Below are 17,870 nucleotides of genomic sequence, written 5' to 3' on the forward strand. Positions count from 1 at the left end.
GGGAGGCGCATTCAAAAATTCAATGCTAAGAGGCATTTGGTGCAATTCCAGTGTGCAGCGGTTTTCCCGGGAAAAGCGCATAGCGCTTTCCCTAGGGAATTGCCCTAAACAAAAAAAGCTAGAGCGAGCAGTGAAGGCGGCATCGAGACATGACTAAGACCGATATAGCGCGGCGCGTCTACAACCACACCTGGAAGCTCGACCCGATCGTCCGCAGCCTGCTCGACACCGATTTCTACAAGCTGCTGATGCTGCAGATGATCTGGGGCATGTATCCCAAGGTCGACGCCACCTTCTCGCTGATCAACCGCACCACCTCGGTCCGCCTTGCCGACGAGATCGATGAGACGGAGCTGCGTGATCAGCTCGACCATGCCCGCACCTTGCGCTTTTCCAAGAAGGAGATGATCTGGCTCGGCGGCAACACTTTCTATGGCCGCAAGCAGATTTTCGAACCGGAATTCCTCGCCTGGCTCGAAAATTTCCAGTTGCCGGAATACGAGCTTTCCAAGCGCGATGGCCAGTACGAATTGAGCTTCAGCGGTCCGTGGATGTACACGACGCTGTGGGAGATCCCGGCGCTGGCAATTATCAATGAACTTCGATCTCGCGCGGCCATGCGGGCGTTCGGGCCGTTTGCGCTCGACGTGCTCTATGCCCGCGCCAAGGCCAAGATGTGGGCCAAAACCGAGCGGCTGAAAGCGCTGCCCGATATCCGCATTTCCGACTTCGGCACCCGCCGCCGTCATTCCTTCCTGTGGCAGCGCTGGTGCGTCGAAGCGCTCAAGGAAGGCATCGGTGAGGCTTTCACCGGTACGTCCAACGTGCTGCTCGCCATGGACAACGACCTCGAAGCGCTCGGCACCAACGCGCATGAACTGCCGATGGTGTTCGCCGCGCTCGCCAATTCGGAAAAGGAATTGAAACAGTCGCCCTACAAGGTGCTGCAGGACTGGCAGCGCTACTATGGCGGCAATTTGCTGATCGTGCTGCCGGACACCTTCGGCACCGCGGCGTTCCTGCGTGACGCGCCGGACTGGATCGCCGACTGGACCGGCTTCCGCCCCGACAGCGCACCGCCGATCGAAGGCGGCGAAAAGATCCTTTCTTGGTGGCGCGGAAAGGGCAAGGACCCCAGACAGAAGCTGCTGATTTTCTCCGACGGGCTCGAGGTCGAGACCATCGAGGAGACCTACCGCCATTTCCACGGCAAGGTGCGCATGTCGTTCGGCTGGGGCACCAACCTGACCAATGATTTCGAAGGTTGCGCGCCGACCGACACCAACCGGCTCGACGCCATCTCGCTGGTCTGCAAGGTCACCGAAGCCAATGGCCGCCCAGCGGTCAAGCTCTCAGACAATCCGGCCAAGGCCACCGGCGACGAGAAAGAGATCGAACGCTATTTGCGTATATTTGGCGAGAAAGACCGCGTGGAGCAGCTGGTTAAGGTGTGAGGGGCTGCGAATGGTTTCGCCTCGCCAAAAGGGAAATCTCGGATAGCGTGAGTTCCCGCCCACCCCCCTCTGTCCTGCCGGACATCTCCCCCGCAGGGGGGGGAGATCGGCAGTTCGTTCGAACGGCGCCCTTCCTGCAACGTCGAAGATTGGCGAAAGCCGGCATGCCAGCCAATCTCCCCCCTTGCGGGGGAGATGTCCGGCAGGACAGAGGGGGGTGCGAAGGATCACTGCGGGCGAGCATATTCTTTCTGGACGGGAGCTTTCATCTGTTCGGCTTTCATCGCATCGCCCACCCCCGCCTTCGCCCATGCCTCCGATCGCGGCCACGTCCTGCTTCTGCCCACCGGCTACTACGTCGCCGGCGGTGCGCTCGCGGTCGCCGCCAGTTTCCTTATCCTGGCACCGGTGCCCTCAGACTTTCCTGCCCGCTTCTGGCGGCGGCGCCTGCCGCTTTTCGCATTCGGCGACGGCGCACGGGCAATCGCCAGCCTGATATCCTTTGCCGGCTTTGCAATTCTTATTGCGGCCGGCTTGTTCGGCAGCCGCGATCCGCTTTCCAACCCGCTGCCCCTGGCCATCTGGACGCTGCTCTGGGTTGGGCTGGTTTTGCTGCAGGGGCTGCTCGGCAATCTCTGGTCATGGCTGAACCCCTGGTACGGGCCTTGGTATGTCGTTTCCAGCCTGTTCGGCAAGCGGCAGACATGGCGCCCGCCTCCGTGGCTCGGCTGCTGGCCGGCCGTCGTGCTGTTCTTCGCCTTCGCCTGGTTCGAGCTGATCGACCCGGCGCCCGACGACCCGGGGCGGCTCGCCTGGGCTGCCGGCCTCTATTGGCTGCTGAGTTTTGCCGCCATGCTGGTGTTCGGCTACCGCGGATGGAGCCGGCGCGGTGAGTTCCTGACCGTCTTCTTCGCTATGGTGGCGCGCTTCGCCCTCCTCGAGCGCAATGAAGACAAGCGCAATGAAGGTGGGCGCAAAGAAGGTGGTCGGCTCAGCCTGTGCTGGCCGGGCGCCAAGCTCAGCGATGCCGCGCCGCTGTCGCTCAGCGGCATTGTTTTCCTGCTGCTTGCGCTGTCGTCGGTCTCCTTCGACGGCCTGTCGAAAACCTTCTTTTGGCTCGGCCTGTTCGGCCTCAATCCACTGGAATTTCCGGGCCGCACGGCGGTGGTCGGCATCGGCAGTCTCGGGCTGGTGCTAACGTTCGTCTTGCTCGCTGCCGCGTTCGTCCTTGCCATTGTCCTCGGCCAGCGTCTTGCCGGCAGCCCGCATTCTCTCGGTCGAGCCGCAGGGCTGCTGGTCTGGTCGATCGTGCCGATCGCGCTCGCCTACCATGTCGCGCACTATCTGACCGCGCTGCTTGTCGACGGCCAATACGCCATGGCTGCGCTTTCCGACCCGTTCGCGCTGGGCTGGAACCTGTTCGGCACCGCCGGCATGCAGATCGAAGCCGGCGTCGCCGCCGGCGCCGGCTCGGCATGGTGGCTGTGGAATATCCAGGCCGGCGTCATCATCATAGGCCACATGCTCGCCGTGCTCATCGCCCATGGCCTCGCCTGGCGATTGCACCCGGTTCCCGCTCGCGCCGCGCTCAGCCAATTTCCGCTCACCGTGCTGATGATCGCCTATACGGTCTTCGGCCTGTGGCTGCTTGCCACGCCGGCGGCCGGATGAGACAAAAGCCCGGTTCGACGGCGTCGATTGATCCCTAGGGAAAGCCCGCTTGCCACATCAGGGCTTTGATGATTTAGTTTGTACACATGCAATTTCGGCACTCCTACCAGAGTGGCCCGCCTCGCTACAGCCATTGGTCAAAACTCAAAAAACAAGGGGAACTGCCGTGACTGACAAGAATGGGTTTTTCGATCTCTCCACAACCGGTCTCACCCGCCGCACGGCGCTGAAGGGGTTGGCCGCAGGCGCCGGCCTCGCCGTCGCGCCTGGGTTCGTGCGTTACAGCCAGGCGCAGAGCTCGGCGCCGATTAAGATCGGCTTTCAGTGCCACCGCACCGGCATCGGCGCCGCTTATGGCCGTTGGTACGAGAGGACCACCGCCGCCGCGGTCAAGGCGATCAACGAAGCAGGCGGCATCAACGGCCGGCCGGTCGAGGTGATCATAGAGGATGACGGCACCGATCCCGGCCGCGGCGCCGAAGTGGTCGGCAAATTCGCCACCCAGCACAAGACCGACATCGTCTACGGCACGCTGTTTTCGCATGTCGTCATCGGCTCGGCGCCGGCCGCCGGCGAGGCCAAGATGCCCTATTTTGTCGTCAGCGAAGGCCACCACGTCGCCTCGACCAAGCTCAACCGCTACGTCTTCCAGCCCGGCATCACCGACGTGAAGAGCCAGATCCAGGCGATGGCGCCGTGGATCGCGGCGAATGCCGGCAAGAAGGTGACGCAGATATTCCCCGATTTCGCCTTCGGCTACGACCATCGCGACTACCTGCCGCCGGCGCTGAAGGCGCAAGGCGCCGAGGTCATCGCCCAGATCGCCATCCCGCCGACGGAATCGTCCTTCACCAAATATTTTCCGCAGATCCCGGCCGAAACCGAGGTGATCTACCACGTCATGGTCGGCCCGGCGGTGCTCACTTTCGTCAAGGAACTCGGCGAATTCTACGGCTCCAACCGACCGCAGCTGTTCGGCTTCATCGATTCGCTCGAAGCCACCGACATCAACAGCCCCGGCCTCGAATTCCTCGACGGCAGCCATTTCTGGGAAGGCTCGCCGCGCTACGCGCAGCCCGATGATTCCGCCGCGCAGAAGGGCTATCGCGCCGCTGTCGGCATCGACGACAACGGCGCTGCCGTCGGCGATCCGAAGGACGTCTCCACCGCCGCGCACATGTTCGGCTGCTGGGAAACGCTCTGTGTCGTCAAGAAAGCGATGGAGGATGCCGGCTACAAGGGGCCGGAAGACCGCGCCAAGCTGGTCGAGGCGACCGAGGCCTTGACCGAGTTCGCCGAAGGTCCCGAGCATCCGCAAGGGCCGAAGACCTTCAACGGCAAGATCCACCAGTGTTTTGGCATCCAGAACATCTCCAAGGTCGAAGGCGGCCGGCTGAACGTCGTTCACAAGACCAAGATCGAGGACGGCCTCTACGAGCCGGAAGGGGATTACACGACCCAGCCGCTTTAGGCTCGGCTTAGCAGCAAGCGTGAGCGCCAAGCCGCCCCCCTCTGGCCTGCCGGCCATCTCCCCCTCAAGGGGGGAGATTGGCTGTCACGAATGCTTTCGCCAATTGCCAAGGCCGGTGAATGGTCGCCGTCGCAGGAACTGCCAATCTCCCCCCTTGAGGGGGAGATGTCCGGCAGGACAGAGGGGGGTGCTTCTCGCATCCGCTGGTGCTTAGCCGATGCACTTCGGACCTCATCTTCTCCTCGCCGCCCTCGAAGGCCTCGTCACCTCCGCAGTGCTGGCGCTGACGGCGCTTGGCCTGTCGCTGGTGTTCGGCGTCATGCGCGTTGTCAATGTCGCCCATGGCGAGTTCTTCATGCTGGGCGCGGTGCTTGCCTGGGCGATCTCAACGGCCATATCAGGCCATCCGGCGCTCGGCTTCCTGACTGCTCTGATGCTGGCGCCGCTGATCGTCGGCCTGATCGCACTGGTCGCCGAACGGCTGGTGCTGCGCCGGCTGAGTTACAATCCGGAAGCCACCATCGTCGCCACCATCGGCATGCTCTACATCATCCAGCAACTGGCGCTGACTTTCTACGGCCCGGAGGCACGGCCGGTTGAAGCGCCCTTCAGCTACCGCATCCTTTTGCCGTGGTTCGGCTACTCCGGCTACAAGCTGTCGATCATCGCCGCGTCTGCGCTTCTGCTTGTCGCGACGTGGTTCGTGCTGACGCGTACGAAAATCGGTCTTGTCATGCGCGCCACGCAATATGACAGCGAGACGGCGCAGGCCTTCGGCATTCCGGTCGACCGCGTCTACGCCGGCGTCTTCGCGCTTGGCGCCATGCTGGCAGCGGTGGCCGCGGTGCTGATTGTGCCGATCAGCCAGGCGCATTATCTGATGGGGCAGGACCCGCTGCTGCTGTCCTTCATCGTCGTCATCATCGGCGGTCTCGGCTCGCTGCGCGGCACCGTCGTTGCCGCCGTGCTCATCGGCCTGTCGGACGGCATCATCTCGGTGTTCTTCTCGCCGACGCTGGCCAAGATCATCGCCACGCTGCTGGTTGCCATGGTGCTGGTGTTCCGGCCGCAAGGCCTGTTCGGGACGGCATCGCGATGAAGGAGGCCTCACCGGCAAAAGCCTATGCGTTGCATCTGGGCGTCATCACGCTGCTGTTCGCTCTAAGCTTCGTCCTGCCGGAATATCACCACGGGCTGCTCGCCCGCATCATGGTGCTGGCGGTCTACGCCATGGGCTACAACATGCTGTTTGGCTATGTCGGGCTGCTCAGCCTCGGCCACGCCATGTTCTTTTCGGTCGGGCTCTATGGCGCAGGTCTTGCCGTCATCCATCTCGGCTGGAGCGTGCCGGCCGCCTTTGCCGCCGGGCTTGCCAGCGGCGCGCTTCTCGCGCTGGTGATCGGTCTGCTGGCGCTGCGTACTTCCGGCGTCGCCTTCATGATCGTCACCATGATGTTCGCGCAGGTGTTCTATCTCATAATCCTCTATTTCGCGGCCTGGACCGGCGGCGATCAGGGCCTGGTCGTGCCGCAGTCGGCGCGTGTGCTTGTTTTGGGCGACACGTCGCTCGGCCTCACCGATCCGACCGTGCGCTACATGAGCGCGCTCGTCCTGTTCTCGATCGTGCTGCTGGTGACACTCGTCGTCGTCCGCTCCAGGTATGGCCGTGTGCTGGTCGCCATCCGCGAAAACGAGGAGCGGACCAAAATGCTCGGCTACGACACGTTTTCCAACAAGCTTGCCGCGGTACTTGTCTCCGGCACCATCTGCGCGGCTTCGGGCGCTGCCTACGCGCTGCTGTTCGGTTATGTCGGCTCGACTTTTGCCTCGGTGCAATATTCCATCCTGCCTCTGCTCTGGGTGCTGCTCGGCGGTGCTGCGACCACGCTCGGTCCGCTGATCGGCACGCTGTTCATGTACTATGTCGTCGACATCACCAGCGGCTATACCTCGGCCTATCTGCTGATCGTCGGCATTGCCCTCATCCTGCTGGTGCTGTTCTTCCCCAAGGGCATTCTCGGCACCATCCGCCAGCGCTGGCTCGGATGGCTGCCATGATGCCGCTGCTGACGACCAAAGGCCTGTCCCGCAATTTCGGTGGCCTGCGCGCCGTCGACGGTGTCGACTTCGCGCTGATGCCGGGCGAGATCCGCGCCGTCATCGGTCCCAACGGCGCCGGCAAGACCACTTTCGTCAGCCTGGTCAGCGGCCGCATTCAGCCATCGTCGGGCATGATCGTCTTCGACGGCGCCGACATCACCAACCTGCCGGCCTACGCCAGAGTCCGCCTTGGCATTGCCTACACCTTCCAGATCACCAGCGTCTTTGCCAACCTCACCGCTTACGACAACGTCGCGCTGCCGGTGCAGCGAACGCTGACCGATGGCCGCTCGAAAGGGGCCGTGTATGCCGGCGCCATGGCGGCGCTCGAGCGCACCGGCCTTGCCGACCGCGCCCATATGCCGGCCGGTCAACTGTCCTATGGCCATCAGCGCCTGCTCGAAGTGGCGATGGGGCTGGCGCTGAAGCCCCGCCTGCTGATCCTCGACGAGCCGACGCAGGGGCTGGCCGACAGCGAGATCGACAATTTCATCGGGCTGGTGCGCGAGATCGCCAAGGGCGCCACCGTGCTTCTGATCGAGCACAACATGCCGGTGGTCATGCAGCTTGCCGACCGCATCACCGTCTTCAACGCCGGCAAGATCCTGGCCGAAGGCACGTCCGAGCAGGTCCGCGCCAATGCCGAGGTGCAGGACGCCTACCTGGGGACGGCCCCATGACTGAACCACGGGCTGAAGCTCTGACCATCTCCGGGCTCGACTGCTTCTATGGCGAGGTCCAGGTGCTCTACGGCCTCGACCTCGTGCTGAACAAGGGCGAGGTGCTGTGCCTGTTCGGCCGCAACGGCGCCGGCAAGACGACGACGCTGAAGGCGATCATGGGCCTCGTTCCCTCACGCGCCGGCTCGATCAGGCTCGACGGCAGGGAGTTGACCGGCCTGCCGGCGCATGACGTGCCGAAGGCTGGCGTCGCCTATGTGCCGCAGGGCCGGCGGCTGTTCGCCGAGATGACGGTGGCGGAAAACATCGAGATCGGCTTGATGACCCGCGACAAGGGCAAGGCGACACGCGAAAACGTGCTCGACCTTTTCCCGCTGCTGCGCCAGCGGCTGAGACAGCGCTCCGGCACGCTGTCGGGCGGCGAGCAGCAGATGCTGGCCATGGCGCGGGCCCTGTGCCTCGAACCGCAGGTGCTTCTGCTCGACGAGCCGACCGAAGGGCTGATGCCGTCGATGATCGCCAGGATCCGTGAGACCGTGTCGAAGCTGCGCGACCTTGGCGTTTCGACGATCCTGGTCGAGCAGCGGGTCGATGCCGTGCTATCCGTCGCCGACCGGGTCTCGTTCATCGAGAACGGCCGCAACCGCGAGACCGTCGATGTCGAGGAGCTCCGCGCCGATCCGTCGGCGGTCCGCCGTTATGTCGGAGTTGGGTAGTCACCCGAAGAACAAAAAGCCGGCAAGCAAAAATATCGGGATCAGCACCGCGCCCGACCATGCCATGTAGCCGAAGAAGCCCGGCATCTTGACGCCGCGATGTCTGGCAATGGCGTACACCATGAAGTTCGGCGCATTGCCGATATAGGTGTTGGCGCCCATGAACACCGCGCCGGCCGAGATCGCTGCCAGCGTCGAGGCGAGGGTGGTCATCAGATGTTGCGGATCGCCGCCGGCGAGCTCGAAGAACACCAGATAGGTCGGCGCATTGTCGAGGAAGGATGACAGCGCTCCGGTCATCCAGAAATAAGCGAGGTCGTTTGGCTCGCCAGTCGGCGAAGTAACAAGCGAGACCAGCGGCGCCAGCGCCCCGTCGGGGCCGGCCCTGAGAATGGCGATGACCGGCACGATGCAGATGAAGATGCCGGCAAACAGTTTCGCCACTTCGGCGATCGGCTCCCAGTGGAAGTTGTTCGCCTGCCGGTGGCTCTTGGGCGAGACGCCGAGGGAAAGGAAGGCAAGCGCCAGGATGATGGCGTCGCGCACGAGGTTCTGCAATTCAAGGCTCACGCCCTGCACGGAGAAAGCCACGCCCGGCTTCCAGGTCGCGGAAAGCAGGATCGCGCCGATCACTCCGGCCAGCAGCGGGACGTTGGGCAGGCCTCGGATGCGCACCTTCGTATCCGGTGTCGGATCCTTGATCTTCGGCGCGCCTGCCTCGCGGCGATGCAGGACTATGTCCATAGCCAAGAAGACGGCCAGCACCAGGCCGCCGACGAACAGTGTCTCCTGATAGAGGTTGGTGGTGGTCCAGAAGAAATCGACGCCGCGCAGGAAGCCGACGAACAGCGGCGGATCGCCGAGCGGCGTCAGCGAGCCGCCGATGTTGGACACCAGGAAAATGAAGAAGATGACGACATGGGCGTTGAAAGGCCGGTTGTCGTTGGCGCGCAGGATCGGCCGGATCAGGATCATCGAGGCGCCGGTCGTGCCGATGACCGAGGCGAGCATCGCCCCGATCAGCAGCAGTCCGGCATTCACCAGCGGCGTGCCATGGATGTTGCCGGCAACGAGGATGCCGCCCGAAATGGTGAACAGCGCAAACAGAAGAATGATGAACGACATGTATTCGGTGAGCAGGGCATGCAGCACCGCCTCCGTGGCCGAAGGCATGCCGAACGCCACCGCCAGTGGCACGACCGCAAGGGCCGCCCAGAAGAAGGTGATCTTGCCGTAGTGATGCTCCCAGACATGGTGGAAAAGCAATGGCCCGGTGGCGATCGACAGAAGCAGGCCGGCAAAGGGCAGCGCCCACCACAGCGACATTGTTTCGCCCGGCAGTTCGTGGGCCTCGGCTGCAAGCGCCATTCCCGGAGACAAGGTTGCGACTGCCATCACAGCGCCCGCCGTCAAAGCCGCCGCAAACCCCATAATGCCCCCTCTGGAATTGTGTCGAATGCGATTGGTGATGTTCAAGCCAGCGTCACGCCGGCATCGCGCATTCGGTTCAGCATCGTCTCGACGGAGCCATTGAGATCGATGCCGCGGCAGGCGTCGAGCCGCACCGTCGTCTTGAAACCCTGCTTGGCCGCATCGAGCGCCGAAAAGGCGACACAGAAATCGGTCGCAAGACCAACCAGGGTCAGCGTGTCGATGCCACGCTCCCTGAGATGGCCGGCAAGACCGGTCGGTGTCGTATGGTCGTTCTCGAAGAAGGCCGAATAGCTGTCGATCTCCGGGCGGAAGCCCTTGCGGATCACCAGTTCGGCCTTGGTCCAGGCAAGCCCCGAATGGAAATCCGAACCCAGGCTGCCCTGGATGCAGTGGTCGGGCCACAGCGTCTGCGGGCCGTACGGCATCTCAATCGTTTCGAACGGCTGCTTGCCGGGATGACTGGAGGCAAAGCTCGAATGGCCGGCGGGATGCCAGTCCTGCGTCAGCACGACATGTTCGGTCCGCCGGATCAGGTCATTGACCAGCGACACGATCTCGTCGCCGCCGGCCACCGGCAGCGCGCCGCCCGGGCAGAAATCGTTCTGCAGGTCGATGATGACAAGCGCTTCGTCGACCATGGAGCCTCCCTCTTGTTTGTCCCGGAGGCATAACCCGAACCGGAAGTCTGCCAAACGTGGAATCCGGTGTTCGAACCCAGGCTCCACCGAAAAATGCCGCTAACGCGACCGGATGCAGAAACTTGACCAGATGGCCGGCTGCGTCAACCTCCAACGGCATAACAAATGCGTACCGTCGCGCCGATACGGGCGCCGACGCAAAACTCTGGCTTTGACAATTCCCGCCGGCTTGATATCATTTGCATACGAATGAATTTGACCGGCCCGAATGCCGGAAGGATCGCTATTTTCTGGGAAGGCAAAGCGTGATCCGTTACGCGAAACCCACCACGGTCGACGAGGCGCTCGCTTTGCTTGGCGAGGCTCCGTGGCGCATCCTTGCCGGCGGCACCGATTTCTACCCGGCACAAGGAGCCAAGCCTTTCCGCGACAATGTCCTCGACATCAACGGTCTGGCGACGCTTCGCGGTATCGCCGAAACCAAGGATCATTGGGTCATCGGCGCGCGCACGACCTGGACTGATCTTGTCCGCCATCGACTGCCGGCGGCTTTCGATGCGCTGAAGCAGGCGGCGCGAGAAGTCGGCTCCGTGCAGATCCAGAATGTTGCCTCCATCGCCGGCAATCTCTGCAATGCCTCTCCGGCTGCCGATGGCGTGCCGGCGCTGCTCGTTCTCGACGCCGAGGTCGAATTGCGCTCGGTGGCGATGGTCCGCCATCTGCCGCTGGAAAAATTTATCCTGGGAAACCGCCGCACGGAACTGCAGCCGGGCGAAATGGTCACCGCCATCCGCGTGCCGAAAAACGCGGCCACCGGCACGTCGGCTTTCGTCAAGCTCGGCGCGCGTCGCTATCTCGTCATTTCCATCGCTATGGCGGCGGCCCGCTTGACCATTGAGGACGGCATCGTCGGCAACGCTGCCGTCGCCGTCGGCTCTTGTTCCATTGTCGCCAAGCGTCTCTCTTGCGTCGAAGCAGCCTTGCGTGGCCTCCCGGTCGACCACTCTCTCGCCACCGCGATCCAGTCCGCACCGATGGACGAGCTGTCGCCGATCGGCGATGTCCGCGGCAGCGCCGAATACCGGCTGGACGCCGCGCGCGAGATCGTCGCCCGCGCCGTTCTCGGTGCCGCGGGTCACGCGTCGAATGACAAGGCGGTGGCCGCATGAGCAAAGCTCAACCTGGCATGACCAAAGCTCAGCCTGGCATGAGCGTGGCTCAGCTTGGCATGAGCGAGGCTCAGCCTGGCATGAGCATGGAACGCGCCGACATCGCCTTCGAGGTCAACGGCGCCGCCGTTTCTGTCTGCGTGCCGCCGGTTCGCCGTCTCTCTTCGGTGCTGCGCGACGAATTGCGGCTGACCGGCACCAAAGTCGGCTGCGACGCCGGCGACTGCGGCGCCTGCACGGTGCTCGTCGACGGCGAACCCGTCTGCGCCTGCCTCATGTCAGCGGCTTCTGCCGCTGGCACCGTGGTGACAACCGTCGAGGGTCTCGCCAACGGCAGATTGTCGGCGCTGCAGGCGTCGTTCCTCGATCATGGCGCCGCGCAATGCGGCATCTGCACGCCCGGCCTGCTAATCGCGGCAACCGCGCTGCTGGACCGCAAGCCCAACCCAACCGAGGCCGAAACGCAGGATGCGCTGGGCGGCGTCCTCTGCCGCTGCACCGGCTACCGGAAGATCATCGCGGCGGTGATGGATGCTGGACGGTTCGCGAGCGAACTCTCGACCGACGGCACTGCCCCTCATCCGCCTGCCGGCACCTTCTCCCCGTATAGTGACGGGGAGAAGGGACAAGCTCCAGCGCCGGCGTCCCCCTCTCCCCGTCTTTCACGGGGAGAGGGTAAGGGTGAGGGGCAGCGCCAACTTCAGCGGCTGGATCTCGATCTTGACCGCAGAATGCCGATCTCAGGCCAAGCGGTTGGCTCCTCACCCGTCAGGCTGGACGGCCTGCCGAAGGTCACCGGCGGCGAAAAATTCGGCGGCGATTCCTTTCCGGCCGATGCACTGGCGGTGCTGGTGGTCCGCTCGCCGCATTATCATGCCCGCTTCGCCTTCGGCGATCTCGACGCCTGGGCGAAAGCCCGTCCCGGCATCGTCGGCGTCCTCACCGCTGCCGACATTCCGGGAAAGAACTGCTTCGGCGTCATTGCGCCTTTCGCCGACCAGCCGGCGCTGGCTGAAGGTTTTTCGCGCTTTCGCGGCGAGGCGGTGGCGCTGGTTGCCGGTGAGCGCGAGGCCATCCTCGATCTCGATCTTTCGGATTTTCCTGTTCGTTGGACCGAGTTGCCGCATGTCCTGCAGCCTTGCGAGGCGCAGGCCGGCGGCGCTCAGCTGATCCACGAGAACCGGCCGGCAAACCGGCTCACATCAGGCTTTGTCGAGCGCGGTGACCCGGAGGCCGCCCTTGCCGGCGCGGCTTTCACGGTTTCGGGCGCTATCGACACGTCCTATGTCGAGCACGCCTATATCGAGCCGGAAGCCGGCTATGCCTACATGGATGGCGACACGCTGGTAGTCGTTGCCTGCACGCAGGCGCCCTACATGGACCGCGACGACGTGGCCAAGGTGCTTGGCCTTGCCGTCGACAAGGTGCGGATCGTGCCGACCGCCACCGGCGGCGGTTTTGGCTCCAAGCTCGACGTTTCGTTGCAGCCGCTGATCGGCCTGGTCGCGATGAAAACCGGGCGGCCGGCGGCACTCGCCTATACCCGTCATGAATCGATGATCTCGACCACCAAGCGTCATCCCGCCGAGATGAAGGCGACGATCGGCGCCGATGCCGATGGCCGCATCATCGGCATGGTCTTCGCCGGCGATTTCAACACCGGCGCCTATGCGAGCTGGGGTCCGACCGTCGCCAACCGCGTGCCGGTGCATGCCTCCGGTCCCTATGCGACGCCGAATTATCGGGCCGAAGGCCGCGCCATCCACACAAATGGCCCGATCTCCGGTGCCTTCCGCGGCTTCGGCGTGCCACAGGCGACGATCATGCAGGAGACGCTCTATGACGAGCTGGCCGAAAAGCTTGGGCTGGATCGGCTCCAATTTCGCTTGAAAAACTGCCTTCGAAACGGCTCCGAAACAGTTACCGGCCAGAAGTTGGAAGCGGGCGTCGGCATTGCCGAGTGCCTCGAAGTGTTGCGGCCGCATTGGACGCGCGCGCTTGCCGATGCCGATACATTCAATAGTGCCAATGAAATCCGGAAACGCGGCGTCGGTGTCGCCTCCTGCTGGTATGGTTGCGGCAACACCTCGCTGCCCAATCCATCGACCATCAGGGTCGGCATCTCGGCTGAAGGCGATGTCGTCCTGCATCAGGGTGCGGTCGATATCGGGCAGGGTTCGAACACGGTCATTGCCCAGATCTGCGCTGACGCGCTTGGCCTGCCGCTCGAAAAATTTACACTGAAAAGCGCGGACACGGCGATCACACCGGATGCCGGCAAGACGTCCGCGTCGCGCCAGACCTTCGTGACCGGCAAGGCGGCCGAAAAGGCCGGCCGCGCCTTGCGCGAGGCCATGCTGCGCTTCGCCAATGTGTCGGAAAAAGCGGCGATCGCTCTCGATGGCACAAGCCTGGCCATCCGCGAGGGCGAAGCGACACGGCATATCGATTTGTCCACGCTGGAGGCCGATGCCGATGGCTTGGTCTTCCGCGCCGAGGAAAGCTACGATCCGCCGACGCAGCCGCTCGACGCCAAGGGTCAGGGCAAGCCCTATGCCGTCTATGGCTACGGCGCGCAGATCGCCGAACTGGAGGTTGACCTCAAGCTCGGCACGGTGGAGCTGATCAAGATCACCGCCGCGCATGATGTCGGCAAGGCGATCAATCCGCTGCTCGCCGAAGGCCAGATCGAGGGCGGCATCGCGCAAGGCATCGGCATGGCGCTGATGGAGGAGTACATCCCCGGCCGCACCGAGAATTTGCACGATTATCTCATCCCGACGATCGGCGACGTCCCGCCGATCGAAACCATCCTGATCGAAGTTCCGGATCCGGAAGGACCCTTTGGCGCCAAGGGTCTGGGCGAACATGTGCTGATCCCGACGGCGCCCGCGATCCTCAACGCCATGCGCCATGCCACCGGCGTCCTGGTCAGCAAAATTCCGGCGACGCCGACCCGCATCCGCGCCGCGATCCGCGACAAGGAGGCGCGCCGATGAGCGAGCTTGCCGAACGCTTCGAGACGCATGATCCCGGCGAGAAGCAGGTGGCGGAAAAAATCCGCTGCGATGCCTGCCCGGTCATGTGCTACATATCAGATGGCCGCACCGGCGCCTGTGATCGCTACGGCAATGTCGGCGGCAGGATCGTGCGGATGGATCCGCTGACCATCCTCGATCATGCGACCGAGACCGGTGGCGCGGTTGTTCCTTTCATCGCTGAAGGCGAGGCCTGGGACGGCGAACTGGTCAACACCGGCCGCCGCTTCGTCACCGCGATCGGCGCCGGCACCACCTATCCCGACTACAAGCCGGCGCCCTTCATCGTTAGCCAGGAGGTCGAAGGCGTCGATCTCGTCACCGTCGTCACAGAGGGCATCTTCTCCTACTGCGGCGTCAAGGTGAAGATCGATACCGACCGTCATATCGGTCCCGAAACGGCGACGGTCCGCTCGGCGGGCGAGGCGATCGGCCATGTCACGACAGGCGAATATGGCTCGCAAATGCTGTCGCTGGGCGGCGTGCATCATCTGACCGGCGGCTCGAAAGCCGAAGGCCGCGCCACCTGCGATGCGCTGCTCAATCTGTGCAACCGCAAGCCGGTCGAGCTCACCATCGACGGCGGTGCCACGGTCGTCGTCGAAGCCGGCAAGCCGCCGGTCATCGACGGCAAGGTTGAACGTCGCATGCGTGTCGGCTGCGGCTCGGCCACCATCGGCATGTTCGCCACCCAATGGCGCGGCCTGGTCGACGAAGTGGTGGTGGTCGACGACCACATCACCGGCGTCGTCTCCGAGCATCAGGCAGGCAAGGTGCTCGGCTGGCAGGACACGGGGATAAAAATCATCGGCCGCCGTTCGACGCCGGGCCGTTATTTCAAAGTGTCGGAGCCCGGCCTCGGCTGGGGCGGCACCAGCATCTCCGATCCGCTGTCGATCCTCGGCGAATGGAATGCGAAAAAGGGCGCGCGGCCTGGCCTGTCGCTGCTGATGGTCTCGACCACCGGCGAGCAGTTCGCCTATTACGAGCTCGACGACGAGTTGAAGCCGGTGCAGAAACCGTTCCCGGAGCGGCTGCAAAAATCCGTCGGCCTGATCGAGGACAATTGCGAGCCGGCGCTGTGCACCGTGCTGTTCGTCGGCGGTGCCGGCGGCTCGCTGCGCGCCGGGGTGACCGAGAACCCGGTCAATCTGACCCGCTCGGTGCAGGGCCTGACGACTTATGTGACGGTCGGCGGCGCGCCGGTCTATGTCTGGCCGGGCGGCGGCATCACGCTGATGGTCGATGTCACCCGCGTGCCGGAAGGCGCCTTCGGCTATGTGCCGACGCCGGCGCTGGTGGCGCCGATCGAGTTCACCCTGCGCCGCGACGATTATATCAGGCTCGGCGGCTACGAAGCCGAGATCCGCAGCGTTGACGACATTCTGGCCAAAGGTGGCGAGTATCTCAACCCGCGCCGCGGCACGGCTGCGCCGGACCGCAATCCGTGGCCGCCGCTGGCGCAGTTGCGGCGTGCAGCCGGCAACGGGGCCGGGTGATGAACGGGCCGCAGGTACGTTGGCTTGAGGACGGCAGGCGGCTGCATCTCAATCACGGCCCGATCGACCTGATCATTGAGGCATTTGGCGATGCGGACGAATGCCGCGCCGCCTATGGCCAGGCGGCGGCGCGGTTTCGAACAATCCTGCAGGAGCTCGTCGACGAACTGCCAGAACTGCGCCGCCCGGCCTCGTCGCGACCACGTGCTTTCGCTGGCCCGACGGCGCGACGTATGGAAGCAGCGATTGTTCCGCTGGCGAAACAATTCATCACGCCGATGGCTGCCGTCGCCGGTTCGGTAGCCGACGAAATGCTTGGTGCGCTGCTGGGCGGCCGCCGGCTCGATCGCGCCTACGTCAACAATGGCGGCGACAGCGCGATCCATCTCGGCAACGGCCGGTCCATGACCGTCGCCATTGCCGGGACGGGCCATGGACTGGCTGACCGGATCACGATCCGCGCCGAAGACGGGATCCGCGGCGTCGCGACAAGCGGCTGGCGCGGCCGTTCCTTTTCGCTCGGCATCGCCGACGCCGTCACGGTGCTGGCGCGGACCGGTGCTGAAGCCGATGCCGCCGCGACCCTGCTCGCCAACGCCGTTGACCTGCCCGGTCATCCTGCCATCGAGCGCGTGCCGGCGCGCGATCTGGCGCCGGACAGCGATCTTGGCGATCGTCTGGTCATCCAAGCCGTCGGGGCGCTTTCCGCCAGCGAAATAGCCGCCGCGCTCGACAGCGGGCTCGCCGTCGCCGAAGATTTTCGACGACACGGCCTGATTGCCGCTTCAGCGCTGTTCCTTGCCGGTCAGGCACGGATCGCCGGTCCCATGGCGCTCGCGCCCAATGAGAAATCAAGGAAGGAAATTGCCCATGCCTGAGTTTGCGATCCGCAAGATTGCGGTGCTGATGGAGGAGATATTTCACGAGGGCGGGCCGGTCGCAAAGGTGCCGCGCCGCCGCGCTGCCGCCATGGCGGTGGTGAAGAACCCATTCGCCGGCCGCTACGTGGAAGAGCTGCAGAGCGCCATGGACGATCTGAAGCCGCTCGGGCTGCTGCTCTCCGACAAGCTCATCGCTGCATTGGGTGGCGACGTGAAACAGATCGACGGGTACGGCAAGGGCGCCATCGTCGGTATCGCCGGCGAGCTGGAGCATGGCGCACTGTGGCATGTGCCTGGCGGCTATGCGATGCGCGAGCGGCTCGGCGATGCCAAGGCGATCGTACCATCGGCAAAGAAGGTCGGCGCCTTCGGCGCGCGGCTCGACGTGCCGCTCGGGCACATCAACGCCGCTTATGTGCGCAGCCATTTCGATGCCATGGAGGTCGGCATCAGCGACGGGCCTCGTCCCGACGAAATCCTGTTCTGCCTCGCCATGACCTGCGGTCCGCGCGTGCACGACCGCATGGGCGGGCTCGCGGCAACAGATATCAAGGCTTGGGACGGACTGCGGTGAGCGCCGAAGACGTCAAGCTCAAGCTGGTCGAGGCCGAGGAGCCTGATGAAAACGACTACCGTTTGCAGGAGCAGGTCGGCTTCATCCTGCGCAAGGCGCACCAGCGCCATGTCTCGATCTTCGCCGCGCACATTGCCGACCTGACACCGCCGCAATTCGCCGCCCTGGCCAAATTGCACGATGTCGGCGAGACCTCGCAGAACCAGCTTGGCAGCCTGATCGCCATGGACGCGGCGACCGTGAAAGGTGTCATCGACCGCCTCAAGGCGCGCGGCCTGGTCGAGCTTTCCAAGCATGAGGTCGACAAAAGGCGCCTGCTGGTCAATCTGACCGCTGAAGGCCGCGACGCCGTCGAGCGGCTGATCCCGATCGCCCGCGAGATCACCGAGGAAACGCTGGCGCCGCTTTCGGCCAAGGAGGCCGCGATTTTCATGAGGCTTTGGGCCATGCGGGGGTGAGCGGGGCGTGGGCCAGCGCGGCCCCCCCCCGGCCGGCCGCCCCCGCCCCCCGAAACCCGGGGTGTGGGGCGCCGTCATCGACGACTT

Annotated in this window: 15 protein-coding genes; 13 read left to right on the forward strand and 2 right to left on the reverse strand. The window is 64.2% G+C overall.

Annotated features, from left to right (window positions below):
- Positions 1-149: 149 nt before the first annotated feature.
- From pncB to NKH12_RS14925, 7 genes are all read left to right on the forward strand, one after another.
- On the forward strand, positions 150-1,454 hold the full coding sequence (gene pncB, locus NKH12_RS14895) for a nicotinate phosphoribosyltransferase (protein WP_352953818.1): 1,305 nt from the start codon (positions 150-152) through the stop codon (positions 1,452-1,454).
- A gap of 195 nt (positions 1,455-1,649) precedes the next feature.
- On the forward strand, positions 1,650-3,125 hold the full coding sequence (locus NKH12_RS14900; protein ID WP_352953819.1) for a hypothetical protein: 1,476 nt from the start codon (positions 1,650-1,652) through the stop codon (positions 3,123-3,125).
- 166 nt (positions 3,126-3,291) lie between these two features.
- The gene (locus tag NKH12_RS14905; protein WP_352953820.1) at positions 3,292-4,596 is read left to right on the forward strand and encodes an ABC transporter substrate-binding protein; all 1,305 of its coding nucleotides are present in this window, start codon (positions 3,292-3,294) and stop codon (positions 4,594-4,596) included.
- A gap of 217 nt (positions 4,597-4,813) precedes the next feature.
- Positions 4,814-5,695, forward strand: coding sequence for a branched-chain amino acid ABC transporter permease (locus tag NKH12_RS14910; RefSeq protein ID WP_352953821.1), 882 nt, complete (start codon positions 4,814-4,816; stop codon positions 5,693-5,695).
- On the forward strand, positions 5,692-6,654 hold the full coding sequence (locus NKH12_RS14915; RefSeq protein ID WP_352953822.1) for a branched-chain amino acid ABC transporter permease: 963 nt from the start codon (positions 5,692-5,694) through the stop codon (positions 6,652-6,654). Before NKH12_RS14910 ends, NKH12_RS14915 begins: the two co-directional genes overlap by 4 nt.
- Positions 6,651-7,376, forward strand: coding sequence for an ABC transporter ATP-binding protein (locus tag NKH12_RS14920; protein WP_352953823.1), 726 nt, complete (start codon positions 6,651-6,653; stop codon positions 7,374-7,376). Before NKH12_RS14915 ends, NKH12_RS14920 begins: the two co-directional genes overlap by 4 nt.
- The gene (locus NKH12_RS14925) at positions 7,373-8,092 is read left to right on the forward strand and encodes an ABC transporter ATP-binding protein (protein ID WP_352953824.1); all 720 of its coding nucleotides are present in this window, start codon (positions 7,373-7,375) and stop codon (positions 8,090-8,092) included. The genes NKH12_RS14920 and NKH12_RS14925 overlap by 4 nt, the downstream gene beginning before the upstream one ends.
- Here the strand turns inward: NKH12_RS14925 and NKH12_RS14930 are convergent, their stop codons facing one another.
- Both NKH12_RS14930 and pncA read right to left on the reverse strand, forming a co-directional pair.
- Complete coding sequence (locus tag NKH12_RS14930; RefSeq protein WP_352953825.1) at positions 8,093-9,487, reverse strand: sodium:proton antiporter; 1,395 nt, start codon at positions 9,485-9,487, stop codon at positions 8,093-8,095.
- Between the two features lie 77 nt (positions 9,488-9,564).
- Positions 9,565-10,164 carry a bifunctional nicotinamidase/pyrazinamidase gene (pncA, locus tag NKH12_RS14935; RefSeq protein WP_352953826.1) on the reverse strand — a complete coding sequence of 200 codons (600 nt, stop codon included), beginning with the start codon at positions 10,162-10,164 and terminating at the stop codon, positions 9,565-9,567.
- Positions 10,165-10,469: 305 nt separating this feature from the next.
- Between pncA and NKH12_RS14940 the strand changes: the two genes are divergently transcribed.
- From NKH12_RS14940 to NKH12_RS14965, 6 genes are all read left to right on the forward strand, one after another.
- Entirely contained in the window at positions 10,470-11,333 is an 864-nt protein-coding gene (locus tag NKH12_RS14940) for an FAD binding domain-containing protein (protein WP_352953827.1), read from the forward strand.
- A gap of 80 nt (positions 11,334-11,413) precedes the next feature.
- The gene (locus tag NKH12_RS14945; RefSeq protein WP_502910797.1) at positions 11,414-14,332 is read left to right on the forward strand and encodes a molybdopterin-dependent oxidoreductase; all 2,919 of its coding nucleotides are present in this window, start codon (positions 11,414-11,416) and stop codon (positions 14,330-14,332) included.
- Positions 14,329-15,870: a 6-hydroxynicotinate reductase gene (locus NKH12_RS14950; protein WP_352953828.1), complete on the forward strand. Its 1,542-nt coding sequence runs from the start codon at positions 14,329-14,331 to the stop codon at positions 15,868-15,870. The genes NKH12_RS14945 and NKH12_RS14950 overlap by 4 nt, the downstream gene beginning before the upstream one ends.
- Positions 15,870-16,748, forward strand: coding sequence for a UPF0280 family protein (locus NKH12_RS14955; protein ID WP_352953829.1), 879 nt, complete (start codon positions 15,870-15,872; stop codon positions 16,746-16,748). Before NKH12_RS14950 ends, NKH12_RS14955 begins: the two co-directional genes overlap by 1 nt.
- Positions 16,741-17,325, forward strand: a complete 585-nt coding sequence (locus NKH12_RS14960) for an amino acid synthesis family protein (protein WP_352953830.1) — start codon at positions 16,741-16,743, stop codon at positions 17,323-17,325. The genes NKH12_RS14955 and NKH12_RS14960 overlap by 8 nt, the downstream gene beginning before the upstream one ends.
- On the forward strand, positions 17,322-17,783 hold the full coding sequence (locus NKH12_RS14965) for a MarR family winged helix-turn-helix transcriptional regulator (protein WP_352953831.1): 462 nt from the start codon (positions 17,322-17,324) through the stop codon (positions 17,781-17,783). The genes NKH12_RS14960 and NKH12_RS14965 overlap by 4 nt, the downstream gene beginning before the upstream one ends.
- Positions 17,784-17,870 lie beyond the last annotated feature (87 nt).

Source organism: Mesorhizobium sp. M1322, from assembly GCF_040318085.1.
Classification (GTDB): domain Bacteria; phylum Pseudomonadota; class Alphaproteobacteria; order Rhizobiales; family Rhizobiaceae; genus Mesorhizobium.

Excerpts from the sequence above, each read along its gene's own strand:
- NKH12_RS14925 (WP_352953824.1), top strand. The coding sequence starts at position 7,373 with ATGACTGAACCACGGGCTGAAGCTCTGACCATCTCCGGGCTCGACTGC.
- NKH12_RS14910 (WP_352953821.1), top strand. The coding sequence starts at position 4,814 with ATGCACTTCGGACCTCATCTTCTCCTCGCCGCCCTCGAAGGCCTCGTC.
- NKH12_RS14955 (WP_352953829.1), top strand. The coding sequence starts at position 15,870 with ATGAACGGGCCGCAGGTACGTTGGCTTGAGGACGGCAGGCGGCTGCAT.
- NKH12_RS14920 (WP_352953823.1), top strand. The coding sequence starts at position 6,651 with ATGATGCCGCTGCTGACGACCAAAGGCCTGTCCCGCAATTTCGGTGGC.
- NKH12_RS14900 (WP_352953819.1), top strand. The coding sequence starts at position 1,650 with ATGTCCGGCAGGACAGAGGGGGGTGCGAAGGATCACTGCGGGCGAGCA.
- pncB (WP_352953818.1), top strand. The coding sequence starts at position 150 with ATGACTAAGACCGATATAGCGCGGCGCGTCTACAACCACACCTGGAAG.
- NKH12_RS14960 (WP_352953830.1), top strand. The coding sequence starts at position 16,741 with ATGCCTGAGTTTGCGATCCGCAAGATTGCGGTGCTGATGGAGGAGATA.
- NKH12_RS14945 (WP_502910797.1), top strand. The coding sequence starts at position 11,414 with ATGAGCATGGAACGCGCCGACATCGCCTTCGAGGTCAACGGCGCCGCC.
- NKH12_RS14950 (WP_352953828.1), top strand. The coding sequence starts at position 14,329 with ATGAGCGAGCTTGCCGAACGCTTCGAGACGCATGATCCCGGCGAGAAG.
- NKH12_RS14915 (WP_352953822.1), top strand. The coding sequence starts at position 5,692 with ATGAAGGAGGCCTCACCGGCAAAAGCCTATGCGTTGCATCTGGGCGTC.
- pncA (WP_352953826.1), bottom strand. The coding sequence starts at position 10,164 with ATGGTCGACGAAGCGCTTGTCATCATCGACCTGCAGAACGATTTCTGC.
- NKH12_RS14930 (WP_352953825.1), bottom strand. The coding sequence starts at position 9,487 with ATGGCAGTCGCAACCTTGTCTCCGGGAATGGCGCTTGCAGCCGAGGCC.